The following is a 13,610-nucleotide window of genomic DNA, read 5'->3' on the forward strand; positions in this document are numbered from 1 at the left end:
TCACGCATCGGCAAATTCACACGTGAGCGATCCACCGGCACGTTGCGCAGACTGAAGTACGCCAGAATTCCACCACAGGCCACCCAGATAATCGCCAGCCACAGCGTCCCGGTTTCCCCCAGCATCGGAATGGTCAGGCTTGGCAAATAGCTGCCGACCACGCCGATGCCGACGGAATACATTGCCCAGAACCAGCCGGTAGCTGCTGCCAGTTTCTCACGTGGCAAGACCTGCACCAGCATCATCATGAACGAGTAGATAAACAGCGGATAAGCCAGCCCGCGGATACCGTAGAACAGCACCATCAGCGGATAGTTGCGCAGACCAAGCCCCAGCGACATAAACAGCGCATGCATCACGATCCACAGCACAAAGCCAATCATCATGGCGCGCTGCGGGGTGATCAGCTCAGCCACCACGCCCGACGCCCAGGCCGCCAGCGCCGCCGCTAAACCATAGAAAGTAAACACCACCGCAGATTGCGCAGGTGTAAAGCCCATGTCGGTGATATGGCGCGACAGAAACGCCATTTCAAAGCCATCACCCGCCATGAAAATCGCGATAGCGAGGAAGCCCCAAAACATCTTTTTCGGTAAGCCAAACCAGTATTCGTTCGATTGCATCACCATCACCTTCTATTCGGTAAGCCGTTATGCAGGCAGCAAGCTGCGCACCTGTTGTTGTTGGATGTAGAGTTCGCGGAACAGACGCAGCCGCTTTTGCAGCACCGCACCGCGCGTGGCATCCGGTTGATATCGTGCCTGCACCAGTGGTTTCAGGCAGACCTCTTGCTCATTACCGCCATCGCCCAGCCATGCCAGTCGTGCGGCGCCCAGCGCACCGGATGCGCTGGCCGGATGGGTGACGATGGGCAGTTGCAACACGTCGGCAATCAGCTGTGCCCACAGCGTGCTGCGTGCTCCACCGCCGGTCAGGCTGCATTGCTGAATGTGGTGCTGGGCATCCCCGAGCACCGCCAGCCCATCCGCCAGCCCAAATGCCACACCTTCGATCACCGCATAGCCCAGCAAAGCACGCGGTGTTTCGTGGCGAAGATTGAAGAAAGAACCGGAGGCATCAGGATCGTTATGCGGCGTGCGCTCACCTGACAGGTAAGGCAGGAATATCGGGGCACTCCGCAGTTGTTCATCGCTGAGCTGTGCCATCTCCTCCATCAACTGGCTTTCGCTAACCGACAGCAGATTACACAACCAGCGCAGGCAACTGGCGGCACTCAGCATCACACTCATTTGATGCCAGCGACCCGGTAGCGCATGGCAGAAGGCATGCACGCCGGATTGAGGGTCGGCTTGCAGGCGATCGTTCACAACGAAAATCACACCGGAAGTGCCCAATGAGATAAAAGCATCCCCCGTATTCACTGCACCCACGCCGACCGCCGATGCGGCATTGTCACCGCCACCACCCGCCACCGTAACCGAGGTGGATAGACCCCACTCACTCGCCAGTGCCGATTGCACACGGCCACTCACCGCGCTGCCTTCCACCAGTTCAGGCATCTGCGCGCGCGTCAGTCCGGTGATGGCCAGCAGTTCTTCAGACCAGTCACGCTGTGCCACATCCAGCCATAGCGTACCGGCAGCATCCGAAGGCTCGCTGACAAAGTGCCCGGTAAGACGCCAGCGCAGATAATCTTTCGGCAGCAGGACCTTATCGATGCGGCTGAAGATCTCCGGCTCATGTTCCGCCACCCAGCGCAGTTTCGGCGCGGTGAAGCCGGGCATGATCATGTTGCCGCTGATCGCCATCATCTGCGGATAGCATTTACGCAGCACCTCACACTGTGGCGCACTGCGCGTGTCGTTCCACAAGATGCACGGACGCAAAACCTTGCCATCCGCATCCAGCAGCACGGCCCCGTGCATCTGGCCGGATAAGCCGATGGCACGGATAGCAGCCCACGCATCAGGAGATTGCTGACGCAATGCCGCCAGCACCTCAGTGCAGGCTTGCCACCAGCGTTCGGGATCCTGTTCTGCCCAGTGGGGATGTGGGCGCTGCACAGTGAGCGTGGCATGCTGTGACGCCACAATCTCACCATACGCGTTGATGATCAGCGCTTTAAGCTCTGACGTACCGATATCAATGCCGAGATACATGATTACACCGCCGCCAGTTCTGGCTGTTTCAGCCACTGTTGCAAACTTGCGACACGGTGCGTCACCAGCGCATGAAACGCCTTGTCGTTGGCCAATTCGGCAAACAGCGCGCTATCACTCAGGAAGGCCTTCAGCGGATCGGCACTGGCGAACTGGTTACGCAGCGCATCGGCCTGTAGCGCACCATCCTGATAGGAATACGGCAGATCGTCATTGGCCCAGCGCTGCATAAACAGGAAGAACAGTGCCGGAATCACCGCTGTTGCACTGGGTTGCGCACCGCGCTGGTAGCACTGTTGCAGGGTTGGCGTCACCATGCCGGGAATTTTGGACAGGCCATCAGCGCCCACGCGCTGGTTGGTGTCTTTGATGTATGGGTTGCTAAAGCGGGCCAGCACCACGTCGCGGTAATCGGCTAAATCAAGCGGGCTGGGCGACAGAGAGGGAATGACATCCTGAGTGACGTAGTCGTGCGCCAGTTGATAAATCGCCGGATGACGTGTGCTGTCATCGATATAGTTCAAGCCAATCAGCGTGCCCGCCCAGGCAATCGCGGCATGCGTCGCATTGAGGATGCGGATTTTCGCTTCTTCCCACGGCAGCACCGACTCCACCAGCTCAACGCCGACCTTTTCCAGCGCCGGACGCCCGGCAATAAAGTCATCTTCAATCACCCACTGAATAAAGGACTCTGCCATCACCGCTGCCCCATCCTGTTTGCCGGTTGCGGCTTGCACGCGCTCCGCCACATCCGGCGTAGGGCGCGGTGTGATGCGATCGACCATGGTATTCGGTGAAGTGGTCTGCGTGCGCACCCAATCTGCCAGCGCGGTATCGCCTTTGGCGGCAAGGAAGGCGAGGAATCCCTCACGGAAACGCTCACCGTTGTGGCGCAGGTTGTCACAGTTCAGCAGTGTGACCGGCGCGCCACCTTGTGCAACACGCGCTGTCAGGATGCGGCTGAGTGCGCCATAAATAGTGCGGATGTCGCCACCCAGATCGGCCTTCACGTCTGCCTGATTGAGATCCAATTTAAATTCAGGTGTCAGGTAGTAGCCCGCTTCAGTCACGGTAAAGCCAATTACACGGGTTTGCGGATTGGCCCCCTGCTCAACCAGCGCGCTAATTTCACTGTCCCACGGCAAGATTTTGCGCAGCGAGGTGATGGTTTCGTAATCGCGCTCACCTTCTGGCGTCACGGTTTCCAGCACATATTCGCCATTCTGCGCCGCGAGCTGATTGAGCAACGGCACTGCGTCATTGCGGATATTACCGAGCGCGATGCCCCAGCTTTCATCTCCCTGCTCGCGCAGTTTATGCAGATACCACGCCTGATGTGCCCGATGGAAAGATCCCGCGCCGATGTGCATCCACACTGATTGATTGGTCATAATCGCCTCAATTAAACATTTGCCACAAGACAGGGCATTTGCCCGATGACAGGTAGCATAGTGTGCGTGGCGAGGATCGTTCTGCGAGCCTTATCACAAATAATACATTTGCTCTTTTTTTGGGCTTTTGCTCAGTTAGTGCTTTTCGTAAAACACGCGCTAAGATGTCGCATCAGTTTTGACGGAACAGCGTGATGAGCAGAGAAGAGAAAAAGCAGGAGCTGGCCGCACGTGCCGCGTGGATGTACTACGTTGCAGGCGTCACGCAGCAAGAGATTGCGCAGGCATTGGGATTGTCACGTCAGGTTGCGCAGCGTCTGGTCTCCAGCGCACGCGAGATGGGCATGGTGAGCGTAAAAATCGATCATCCCGTCACCCACTGTTTGCAGCTGGCGCGCGAGGTGCAGGAGAAATTTGGTCTGGATCTGTGCCGCGTGGTGCCATCGGCCAATCTGAATGATGACGCCATTCAACAAATGCTGGCGGTGGAAGGCGCGGCGGTGATGTCACAGTTCATCAATGAGGAAACGCCGCAGGTGTTTGGCATTGGTTCGGGCAAGACTCTACGCTCAATGATCGATGCATTGCCTTGGGTGGATCGTCCGCAGCATCAGTGCGTTTCGATGATTGGGGCGATTGCACGCGATGATTCCGGTACACGCTACGATGTGCCGTTGAAAATGGCCGAAAAGATGCAGGGCAAATATTTCTTCATTCCTGCGCCGCTGTACGCCGACACACCACAGGATAAAGCGATGTGGGTGCAGCATCAGGTGTATCAGCGCGTCACCGATCGCGCATTGCAGGCGGACGTGGCTTTTGTGGGGATTGGGGAAGTGATGCCGGGTTGTCCGTTAAATGCCGAAGGATTTATCACCGATGCACAGGTTGAGGCACTGAATGCACGCGGCGTGGTGGGCGAAATGCTCGGTCACTTTTTCAATCAGCAAGGTGAGCGCGTGTGGGGCGAAACCGATGAGCTACTGACCAGCGTATTGCTGGAGAGCCAGACACAGCGCAAGATTATTGGTTTTTCCGGCAGCGAGCGGAAGTATCCGGCGATTCGGGCTGCATTGCAGGGCGGCTGGGTATCGGGACTGGTAACCGATGAAGATACGGCGCTGAGGTTACTGCGAGAGTGAGTTTTCAGCGCCTGCTCAGGAATCGGGGGCAGATCGTAAAGACGGCATAAACCATCCCTGGGCCTCAGCCCGCGCCATCCCTGGCGCGGGACGCTTTACTCCTCTGCCCCCGCTTCCATCGCCTTAACCATCGTGCAAAATTTACTTCAGCGATCCCGACAGGAACTGCTGCAAACGTGGGCTTTTCGGGTTGCCGAAAAGCTCATCTGGCGAGCCCTGCTCTTCAATCTTGCCCTGATGCAGGAAAATCACGTGATTGGAAACATGACGAGCAAACTCCATCTCATGCGTCACCACCACCATGGTTTTACCCTCTTCAGCCAGTTTCTGCATGATGCGCAGCACTTCGCCGACTAACTCGGGATCGAGCGCAGAAGTCGGTTCATCAAATAACAGCACTTCCGGCTCCATCGCCAGGGCGCGGGCAATGGACACACGCTGCTGCTGACCGCCCGAAAGATGCACCGGATATTTAGCACGCGCACGCTCATCAATGCCGACTTTATCCAGATATTTAATCGCACGCTCACGCGCTTCGGCTTTGCTCAGCCCCAGCACCTGGATTGGCGCTTCGGTGACGTTATCCAGCACCGTCATATGGCTCCACAAATTAAAGTGCTGGAACACCATGGTCAGACGAGTGCGCAGTGAACGCAGCTGCTCTTTGTTGGACACTTTCAGCTGTCCATCGGTATCGCGCACCAGATTGATTTGCTCGTTGTTAACCGAAATGGTGCCTTCGCTCGGCTTTTCGAGGAAGTTAATGCAGCGTAAGAAGGTACTTTTCCCGGAACCGGACGAGCCAATAATGCTGATCACATCGCCGGCGTTCGCCTGCAGTGATACGCCTTTCAAAACTTCATGTTCACCGTAACGCTTGTGCAGTTCGGTAACGCTTAATTTGTTGTCAGCCATAGTGATACTCAATGCGATGAAGAAGGTTTCACGTGCGCCAGGAAGCGGCGTTCCGCCTTGCGGAACAGGCTAATCAGCACGTAAGAGATAATCAGATACAGCACCGCAGCGATGCCAAACGCGGTAAACGGCTGGTAGGTCGCCGAGTTAATATCACGCGCGATTTTCAACAGATCTGGCACCGTGGCAGTAAATGCCAGCGCGGTGGAGTGCAGCATTAGGATCACTTCATTACTGTAGGCTGGCAGCGCGGTACGCAGCGCCGACGGTAGTATGATGCAGCGATACATTTTAAACGGGGAGAAACCGTAAGCGCGTGCCGCTTCAATTTCGCCATGGGGAACCGCGCGAATGGCCCCGGCAAAAATTTCGGTGGTGTAAGCGCAGGTGTTCAGCGTAAAGGCCAGCAGCGTACAGTTCAGGCCGCTGCGGAAGAAGGCATTCAGCAGCTCCGATCCTTTCACCACTTCCAGCGTATACATGCCGGAATAGAACACCAGCAGCTGGACATACAGCGGCGTACCACGGAAGACATAGGTGAACAGCCAGACGGGCGTTGAGATATAACGATTTGGCGATACACGCGCAATCGCCAGCAACACCGCCATACAACCACCGATCACCACGGAAAGAATCAACAACCACAACGTAATGGCGACGCCGGTAAAACGGTAACCATCTGTCCAGAGCAGCTGTTTCCAATACTCCTGAATAATATCGATCATAGCTCTGCCCTTTTCACACCCACCGTGTAGCGGCGTTCAAGCCACCACAGCACGCCGTTCGACAGCGTGGTAAACACCAGATAAATCACCCCCGCGACGATCGCGAAGTAGAACGGCTGCCAGGTACTTTTACCCGCCAGCTGCGTGGCTTTCACCACGTCTTCCAGCCCCAGCAGCGACACCAGCGCTGTGGCTTTGAGAATCACCTGCCAGTTATTGCCAATACCTGGTAACGCAAAACGCATCATCGCCGGGAACAAAATACGACGGAAAGTTTGCGAACCGGTGAAACCGAAAGCGGTAGCCGCTTCAATCTGCCCTTTTGGCACAGCGAGGAAAGCACCCCGGAAGGTTTCAGTGAAATAGGCACCATAGATGAAGCCAAGTGTGATGATACCGGCCACCATCGGATCGATATCAAACTGCGCCATGCCCAGCGCATCAGTGACCGTATTGAGAGCGATTTGCAGACCGTAGAAGATCAGCAACATCAAAACCAGATCAGGTACACCGCGGATTAAGGTGGTGTAGCCTTCAGCAATCATCACCAGCAGGCGACTGCGAGAGAGTTTGGCGCCAGCGCCCATTAAGCCAAGCACTAAGGCAAGCACCACGGAGCTGAGTGCCAGCTCAAGGGTCACCAGGGTGCCTTTTAGGATTACTTCAGAATAGCCATACAGCATGGGTTCGATCCTGTCGTGAGGGAAAATAACAAACGCTGCCCAACTAACGGACAGTCCTGACCAGGATTTGAATCACAGGGTAGATGGCGGCAAGCGTATGAACCCCGGGAGTTTACATAAGTAAGCGCCCGGAGTGAATAGTTATGACCAACCCTGCTGCAAATCAATCATCAAGGTCAGAAAACAGGACAATTAATCGCCGTACACGTTGAAATCAAAGTACTTCTTCGCAATCTTGTCGTAGGTGCCATCTTTACGCATGGCATCGAACGCTTTGTCGATGGCTGCTTTCAGATCGGCATCGTCTTTGCGCAAGCCCATACCAGTACCGACACCAAAGATTTTGTCATCTTTAACCGCTGGACCGGCAAACGCATAGTTTTTGCCCACTGGCTGTTTTAGGAAGCCCTCGCTCGCCTGCACTTCATCCTGGAAAGCCGCATCGATACGACCTGCATCCAGATCCTGATACACCAGATCCTGGTTGGCGTATGGCGTTACAGTGACACCCTTAGGACGCCAGTTTTCGTTGGCGTAGGTTTCCTGAGTGGTGCCCTGCAGCAAACCAATGTTTTTACCTTTCAGCGATTCGATGGTCGGTTGCAGGCTGGAACCTTTCTTCGCCACTAAACGCGCATTGGCGGCGTAAAGTTTTTCAGAGAAGGCGATCTCTTCCTGACGTTTCTCGGTGATGGAGAGAGAAGAGATGATAGCGTCGATCTTCTTCGCTTTCAGCGACGGGATCAGTGCATCAAAATCACTTTCCACATAAGTACATTTGGTCTCGATACGCTTACAGATTTCGTTCGCCAGATCGATGTCAAAGCCGACTAACTGGCCTTGTGCATTCTTGGATTCAAACGGCGGGTATGTCGGGTCAGTCCCGATGCGCAGCGTTTTTGGTACCGCAGCGAACACGCTCGCAGCGCTGGACATGGCCAGCATCAGGGAAAGAGCCAGAACTCGCTTTTTCATAGGTAACCCTCAAGTGAAGTGCTTATTGTTATATGGTCGTGATGTGTGTTTGCGCTGAATGATTTGCAGGTTTCATGCCAGTTATGCAAAACGGCGAAAGCGTGCTCAGGCGCACTAAATACCGCGCCCTTCAGGGGCGCAAGCACTTAGTTTGTGAGGGAAATATAACAGCGACGTGAGGAAGAAAAAGCGACATTGTTAACTTTTGGTGCACAAGATGCACGAAGAGTGATCGGGCACGCGAAATTGCACACAGTTAGTGCAAAATTGCACCATTATGCGCCATGCCAACGGGTAAACAGGTCTTGCGGCAGCTCAATATCGAATTGATCAATGACGCGATTGACAGTTTGATCGACCAGATCTTCAATTTTTTGTGGGCGGTGATAAAAAGCGGGCACCGGCGGCATGATCAGTGCGCCTAATTCCGCGGCCGTGGTCATCATGCGTAAATGCCCAAGATGCAGCGGCGTTTCGCGCACGCACAGGACCAGTTTACGCTGCTCCTTCAGCACCACATCGGCGGCGCGCGTCAGCAAACTATCACTGTAGCTGTGCACGATGCCGGAAAGGGTTTTCATTGAACAGGGTAAAATCACCATGCCAAGTGTCTTGAAGGAACCTGATGAGATGCTGGCAGCGATATCACGTACGTCATGCACCACATCAGCCAGTGCTTGCACATCACGCAGGCTGTAATCCGTTTCCAGCGATAACGTCTGACGCGCAGCCGGACTGATCACCAAATGGGTTTCCACATCGGCCAAAGGTTGCAGCACTTGCAACAATCGCACGCCGTATATCGCGCCACTGGCGCCGGAAATACCAATGATCAGTCGTTTCATTATTCAGCCCTGCCCGTTCAGATTGCGGCAATGATAGCCGCTCACTGAGCAAAAATACAAAAACAAACAGGGCGGAGTCTCCCCCGCCCTGTTAAAGATGAGCACCATGAGGCGGTTAGCCTTCGTTATGCAGCTCCAGACCTTCCACTTCGTTCTGACGCTGAATCGCTTTCGCATCGTCATTACGCAGTGACTGCAAATACTCGAGGTACTGCTGGTCGACATCTTTGGTGACGTAAACGCCGTTGAATACCGAGCACTCAAACTGTGCGATATCCGGGTTCTCTTCACGTACTGCTTCGATCAGATCATCGAGGTCCTGGAAGATCAGCGCATCGGCTTTGATCAGCTGACGAATTTCTTCCACTTCACGACCATGTGCGATCAGTTCGGTAGCGCTCGGCATATCGATACCGTAGACGTTCGGGAAACGAATTTCCGGCGCGGCAGACGCCAGGTAAACACGTTTTGCACCGGCTTCGCGCGCCATTTCAATGATCTGCTCAGACGTGGTGCCACGCACGATGGAGTCGTCAACCAGTAGCACGTTCTTATCACGGAACTCAGCACGGTTGGCGTTCAGTTTGCGGCGAATCGCGCTACGACGCATATGCTGGCCTGGCATGATAAAGGTGCGGCCCACATAGCGGTTTTTCACGAAGCCCTGACGATATGGCTTGTCGAGAATACGGGCGATTTCCAGCGCGGCATCCGTGGAGGTTTCCGGGATAGGAATCACCACATCGATATCCAGATCTTCCCATTCGCGGGCAATTTTCTGACCGAGTTTGGTGCCCATACGCACACGTGCGCTGTAGACCGACACCTTATCAAGGAAGGAGTCTGGACGCGCAAAGTAGACGTATTCGAACAGGCAAGGGTTGGTTTTGGGATTCTCAGCACACTGGCGCGTGGAGAGTTGTCCCTGCTCGGTGATGTACACCGCTTCACCAGGCGCCACATCGCGGATGAACTCGAAGCCTAAAGTATCCAGTGCCACGCTTTCTGACGCCACCATATATTCGGTGCGACCATCAGCAATCACGCGTTTACCCAGCACTAATGGGCGAATCCCGTTTGGATCGCGGAACGCAACTAAGCCATGGCCAATAATCATCGAAACCACTGCGTAAGCGCCGCGCACCTGTTGGTGCACTGCCGCTACCGCAGCAAAAATGTTGTCAGCTTCCAGCGGGTCATGCTGGAAACGGTCGAGCTCCTGCGCAAAGATGTTCAGCAGGATTTCAGAATCAGAGGTGGTGTTAACGTGACGGCGACCCACTTCGAACAGATGCTTACGCAGTTCGTGCGCGTTGGTCAGGTTGCCGTTGTGCGCCAGCGTGATGCCATACGGGGAGTTTACGTAGAAAGGCTGCGCTTCAGAAGCGCTGGAACTGCCCGCGGTTGGATAGCGAACATGGCCAATCCCGATATTACCCTGCAAACGCTGCATGTGGCGTGCTTCGAAGACATCGCTCACCAGGCCATTCGCTTTACGCAGACGGAAGCAGTTAAGCGCATCGATGGTACAAATGCCGGCGGCATCTTGCCCGCGGTGCTGCAGCACCGTTAACGCGTCATAGATCGACTGGTTTACTGGCATAAAACCGGTGATACCAACAATACCGCACATGTTGTCATTTCCTCATTGGCCGCACTCCCGGTGGCGTTACCGGGGTATAAAACTGGACGTGCTTTTCAGGTAATCGAAAAACCACCTGATGATGTAACTGAACTGGGGAATGAGTTGCGACTGTTGCCAGTCCGGGCTTTTGGAAAAGCCGGTGAATGTATCGAGGAAGAAGAGCATAGCGGAAACAATCAGCACGCCACGCAACGCCCCGAAACAGACCCCCAACACCCTGTCGGTTCCCGACAAGCCGGTTTTTTCCACCAGCGAGCCGATCACATAGTTCACGATGGCACCCACAATCAGAGTGGCAACGAATAACACCGCTATCGCGATGCCGTTGCGAACCAGTTCGTCGTCAAAACCTGTAAACCAGACTGCAAGGTAGGTGTAGTAATGACTGGCGACAAAAAACGCGCATCCCCAGGTAACGAGAGATAAGGCTTCCCGGACAAACCCACGAATCAGGCTGACCAGAGCCGAAAAACCAACTACCGCAATAATGACGTAATCAATCCAGATCATGAACGCTTCCAACCCAGTGCTTATGCACCCCTGCATCCAGTTCGGGGCGCATTCTAACAGAAAAAGAAAACGTTTGCGTAGGGTTTTCCGGTTCTGTATCCATAAAAAGGGCGATGAAAAAAACTTTCCTCGCCCTGAGTAAAATCAGCAATTTAACCCACTGATATAAAACAGCTTTACGACAACATTTCGCTTAACCGCTTGTGCTATACCGCGCCTTTTACTGCTATCGGCGCGGCTTATCACAGCATTAACGCGTGCCGTACGGTTTCACCACGCCACCGAGCCCGGAGATGCTTTGTAGCTCACTCAGCGAACTCTGCAGCTTCGCTTTTGAGGCATCCGGCCCCACATAAATGCGCGTGATTTGTCCCTGCACCGGCGTGGATGGCACGGTAAAGGCACGATATCCTGACAGACGCAGTTGCGCCACAATCTCACTGACCTTGGCCGCATTCTTTAGCGCACCCAGCTGAACCACAAACGCCTGCCCCGCAGGAACCGCTTCCGGTTCACTCTGTTTCGGTGTTTCGACCACTTTTGGCTGCTCAACCGGTTTCGGTTGTTCTACCACTTTGGGCTTCGGTTGTTCGACCGGTTTTGGCTTCGGCTGTTCAACCGGCTTAGGTTTGGGCTGCTCGACCACTTTTGGCTTCGGCTGCTCAACCGGCTTCGTCTGCTGATGCACCGGCGGCGGTGTCACCAGCGTAGGCTCGCTGTTCTGCACCGGTTGCGCATTGCCATTGCTGGCCGAGCTGCTGGCTTTACCGTTATCCGAGGTTTGCGCCGTGCTCGCCCCTTCCGGCGGCTGCGCCGGGAGCGGTTGCGTCACCGGCGGCACCATTTCGCTATCCTGCTGATCGTCCGGCTTTGGCACCAGCGGAATCGCTGCGAACTCTTCTTTGTAATGCTTTTTCTTGCCGTCGAGCAGCCCCGGCAGCACGATGACGCCAATCGCCACCAAAATGACGGTACCGACTAAGCGATTTTGAAACTTACTTGCCACTGCCATTCTCCGCTGACATCGATTCCATAACCTGTGCAACGGTGTGGAAAGAACCACACACCAGAATCACATCCTCAGGCGCGGCTTGCTGACGCGCGGCCTGCCATGCTGCATCGACGTTATCATACGCATTGCCACCTTCAAGGTGGGCGATCAGCTCATCGGCGGTGGCGCCACGCGGACCGTCAAGCGGTGCACAGAACCAGCGATCCACCTGCGGTGCCAGCGCGGCCAGCGTCCCCGCGATGTCCTTGTCATGCAACATGCCGACCACTGCATGCACTTTACCGCTTTTCGGCAACTCCGCCAGACGTGAAGCCAGATAATGCGCCGCATGCGGATTATGCGCCACATCGAGAATCACGCGCGGGCTTTCACTCACCGTCTGGAAGCGCCCAGGCAGAATCGCTAAGGGCAAATGTTCGCGGATCACCGCTTCGCTGACGTTGAGTCCTGATGCGCGCAGCGCGGTCAGTGCCGTTGCCGCATTGGGCAACGGCACCTGCGGCAACGGCAGATCGCGTAGTTCGCCATGCTCGTCCTGCAGTGACCAGCTGTTTTCCTGCTTCTGCCACTGCCAGTCACGGTTGATTTGCAGCAGCTGCGCGCCCTTCTCCGCCGCGACTTCGGCGATGGTGTGCGGCATATCGGCTTCACCGACGACTGCAGGTTTGCCACCACGGAACACGCCGGCTTTTTCGCGACCAATGCTTTCGCGATCCGGCCCCAGCCAATCGGTGTGATCGAGCGCGATGCTGGTGATCACCGCCACATCCGCATCGACGATATTGGTGGCATCAAGACGTCCGCCAAGACCCACTTCGAGGATCACCACATCAAGATTGGCCTCACGGAACAGATTCAGTGCAGAGAGGGTGCCGAATTCAAAGTAGGTGAGTGAAATGTCACCGCGTCCAGCTTCAATACTGGCGAAACTGGCGCTGTGCAGCGCTTCATCCAGCTCGGAGCCCTGCACGCGCACGCGTTCGGTGTAGCGCACCAGATGCGGCGAGCTGTACACGCCCACGCGATAGCCTGCGGCCATCAACAGCGTTTCCAGCGTGCGGCAGGTGGTGCCTTTGCCATTGGTACCGGCAACGGTGAAGATAAACGGAGCGGGTTTTAGCAGATCAAGGCGTGCGGCGACGCGTTGAATACGATCCAGGCCCAATTCGATGGCCTGTGAATGCAGGTGTTCAAGATAATGAAGCCACGTGGCCAAAGGCGACGTGGCTTGAGGAAGCTGCAGAGTGTCCATGTGTCCCGTTTACTCATCTTACACATCGTCATTCAAGCCGCAGCGGCGTGGGCTGCACTCAATCACCCCCGATCCCTTACTGGGTAAGCTGCCGGGGCTTCATTCGTTTGCCGCCTTGCTGCAACTCGAATGACTGGGTGTTTACGGTTCATTGGTGAAAAGCGTTTAACCACCGCTTTTCGTTGCCTGTCAGGCCTCGTTGCTCTCTGGCACAGCCGTAGAAGGCTGATCACCATCCTGCAGCGGCGCTGGCAGGTTCATCATTTTCGCCAGCAGGCTGGCCAGCTTAAAGCGCATTTCCGGACGACGGATGATCATGTCGATCGCGCCTTTTTCGATCAGGAACTCACTGCGCTGGAAGCCCGGCGGCAGTTTCTCACGTACGGTCTGCTCGA

General features: G+C 55.4%; 13 protein-coding genes and 1 pseudogene. 1 reads left to right on the top strand and 13 read right to left on the bottom strand.

Translation table 11 applies throughout. From position 1 onward, the window contains the following. The 3 genes from RT340_RS16525 to dalD all read right to left on the bottom strand — a co-directional run. The coding region (locus tag RT340_RS16525) for an MFS transporter (RefSeq protein ID WP_313377197.1) at positions 1-623 on the bottom strand (623 nt) is incomplete at its 3' end. A 27-nt stretch (positions 624-650) separates the two neighbouring features. Further along, positions 651-2,120, bottom strand: coding sequence for a xylulokinase (gene xylB, locus RT340_RS16530; RefSeq protein ID WP_160833455.1), 1,470 nt, complete (start codon positions 2,118-2,120; stop codon positions 651-653). A 2-nt stretch (positions 2,121-2,122) separates the two neighbouring features. Next, the gene (gene dalD / locus RT340_RS16535) at positions 2,123-3,511 is read right to left on the bottom strand and encodes a D-arabinitol 4-dehydrogenase (RefSeq protein ID WP_211728251.1); all 1,389 of its coding nucleotides are present in this window, start codon (positions 3,509-3,511) and stop codon (positions 2,123-2,125) included. A gap of 194 nt (positions 3,512-3,705) precedes the next feature. Between dalD and RT340_RS16540 the strand changes: the two genes are divergently transcribed. Then, a complete protein-coding gene (locus RT340_RS16540) occupies positions 3,706-4,653 on the top strand; it encodes a sugar-binding transcriptional regulator (protein WP_160833453.1) in 948 nt (315 codons plus the stop codon). Between the two features lie 141 nt (positions 4,654-4,794). Here the strand turns inward: RT340_RS16540 and hisP are convergent, their stop codons facing one another. From hisP to RT340_RS16590, 10 genes and pseudogenes are all read right to left on the bottom strand, one after another. Beyond that, a complete protein-coding gene (gene hisP / locus RT340_RS16545; protein WP_038645703.1) occupies positions 4,795-5,568 on the bottom strand; it encodes a histidine ABC transporter ATP-binding protein HisP in 774 nt (257 codons plus the stop codon). An 8-nt stretch (positions 5,569-5,576) separates the two neighbouring features. Beyond that, on the bottom strand, positions 5,577-6,293 hold the full coding sequence (locus RT340_RS16550; RefSeq protein WP_034825106.1) for an ABC transporter permease: 717 nt from the start codon (positions 6,291-6,293) through the stop codon (positions 5,577-5,579). After that, a complete protein-coding gene (locus tag RT340_RS16555; protein WP_038645701.1) occupies positions 6,290-6,976 on the bottom strand; it encodes a histidine ABC transporter permease HisQ in 687 nt (228 codons plus the stop codon). Before RT340_RS16555 ends, RT340_RS16550 begins: the two co-directional genes overlap by 4 nt. A 192-nt stretch (positions 6,977-7,168) precedes the next feature. Further along, the gene (gene argT, locus RT340_RS16560) at positions 7,169-7,951 is read right to left on the bottom strand and encodes a lysine/arginine/ornithine ABC transporter substrate-binding protein ArgT (protein WP_034825110.1); all 783 of its coding nucleotides are present in this window, start codon (positions 7,949-7,951) and stop codon (positions 7,169-7,171) included. Between the two features lie 275 nt (positions 7,952-8,226). Next, on the bottom strand, positions 8,227-8,796 hold the full coding sequence (locus tag RT340_RS16565) for a UbiX family flavin prenyltransferase (RefSeq protein WP_038645698.1): 570 nt from the start codon (positions 8,794-8,796) through the stop codon (positions 8,227-8,229). Positions 8,797-8,911: 115 nt separating this feature from the next. Next, positions 8,912-10,429, bottom strand: coding sequence for an amidophosphoribosyltransferase (gene purF, locus RT340_RS16570; RefSeq protein WP_034825114.1), 1,518 nt, complete (start codon positions 10,427-10,429; stop codon positions 8,912-8,914). A 36-nt stretch (positions 10,430-10,465) separates the two neighbouring features. Beyond that, positions 10,466-10,951, bottom strand: coding sequence for a colicin V production protein (gene cvpA, locus RT340_RS16575; protein ID WP_034825265.1), 486 nt, complete (start codon positions 10,949-10,951; stop codon positions 10,466-10,468). A gap of 250 nt (positions 10,952-11,201) precedes the next feature. Next, on the bottom strand, positions 11,202-11,957 hold the full coding sequence (dedD, locus tag RT340_RS16580) for a cell division protein DedD (RefSeq protein ID WP_313377203.1): 756 nt from the start codon (positions 11,955-11,957) through the stop codon (positions 11,202-11,204). Beyond that, positions 11,947-13,215 carry a bifunctional tetrahydrofolate synthase/dihydrofolate synthase gene (folC, locus tag RT340_RS16585; RefSeq protein WP_211728253.1) on the bottom strand — a complete coding sequence of 423 codons (1,269 nt, stop codon included), beginning with the start codon at positions 13,213-13,215 and terminating at the stop codon, positions 11,947-11,949. Before folC ends, dedD begins: the two co-directional genes overlap by 11 nt. Before the next feature lie 189 nt (positions 13,216-13,404). Further along, a pseudogene (locus tag RT340_RS16590) lies at positions 13,405-13,610 on the bottom strand (acetyl-CoA carboxylase carboxyl transferase subunit beta); the annotation flags it as partial.

Source organism: Pantoea sp. CTOTU50773 (assembly GCF_032082325.1).
GTDB classification, from domain to species: domain Bacteria; phylum Pseudomonadota; class Gammaproteobacteria; order Enterobacterales; family Enterobacteriaceae; genus Pantoea; species Pantoea communis.

What these genes read in the sequence shown, in the direction of transcription:
- xylB (WP_160833455.1), bottom strand. Translation starts at nt 2,120, where the DNA reads ATGTATCTCGGCATTGATATCGGTACGTCAGAGCTTAAAGCGCTGATC.
- dalD (WP_211728251.1), bottom strand. Translation starts at nt 3,511, where the DNA reads ATGACCAATCAATCAGTGTGGATGCACATCGGCGCGGGATCTTTCCAT.
- RT340_RS16540 (WP_160833453.1), top strand. Translation starts at nt 3,706, where the DNA reads ATGAGCAGAGAAGAGAAAAAGCAGGAGCTGGCCGCACGTGCCGCGTGG.
- hisP (WP_038645703.1), bottom strand. Translation starts at nt 5,568, where the DNA reads ATGGCTGACAACAAATTAAGCGTTACCGAACTGCACAAGCGTTACGGT.
- RT340_RS16550 (WP_034825106.1), bottom strand. Translation starts at nt 6,293, where the DNA reads ATGATCGATATTATTCAGGAGTATTGGAAACAGCTGCTCTGGACAGAT.
- RT340_RS16555 (WP_038645701.1), bottom strand. Translation starts at nt 6,976, where the DNA reads ATGCTGTATGGCTATTCTGAAGTAATCCTAAAAGGCACCCTGGTGACC.
- argT (WP_034825110.1), bottom strand. Translation starts at nt 7,951, where the DNA reads ATGAAAAAGCGAGTTCTGGCTCTTTCCCTGATGCTGGCCATGTCCAGC.
- RT340_RS16565 (WP_038645698.1), bottom strand. Translation starts at nt 8,796, where the DNA reads ATGAAACGACTGATCATTGGTATTTCCGGCGCCAGTGGCGCGATATAC.
- purF (WP_034825114.1), bottom strand. Translation starts at nt 10,429, where the DNA reads ATGTGCGGTATTGTTGGTATCACCGGTTTTATGCCAGTAAACCAGTCG.
- cvpA (WP_034825265.1), bottom strand. Translation starts at nt 10,951, where the DNA reads ATGATCTGGATTGATTACGTCATTATTGCGGTAGTTGGTTTTTCGGCT.
- folC (WP_211728253.1), bottom strand. Translation starts at nt 13,215, where the DNA reads ATGGACACTCTGCAGCTTCCTCAAGCCACGTCGCCTTTGGCCACGTGG.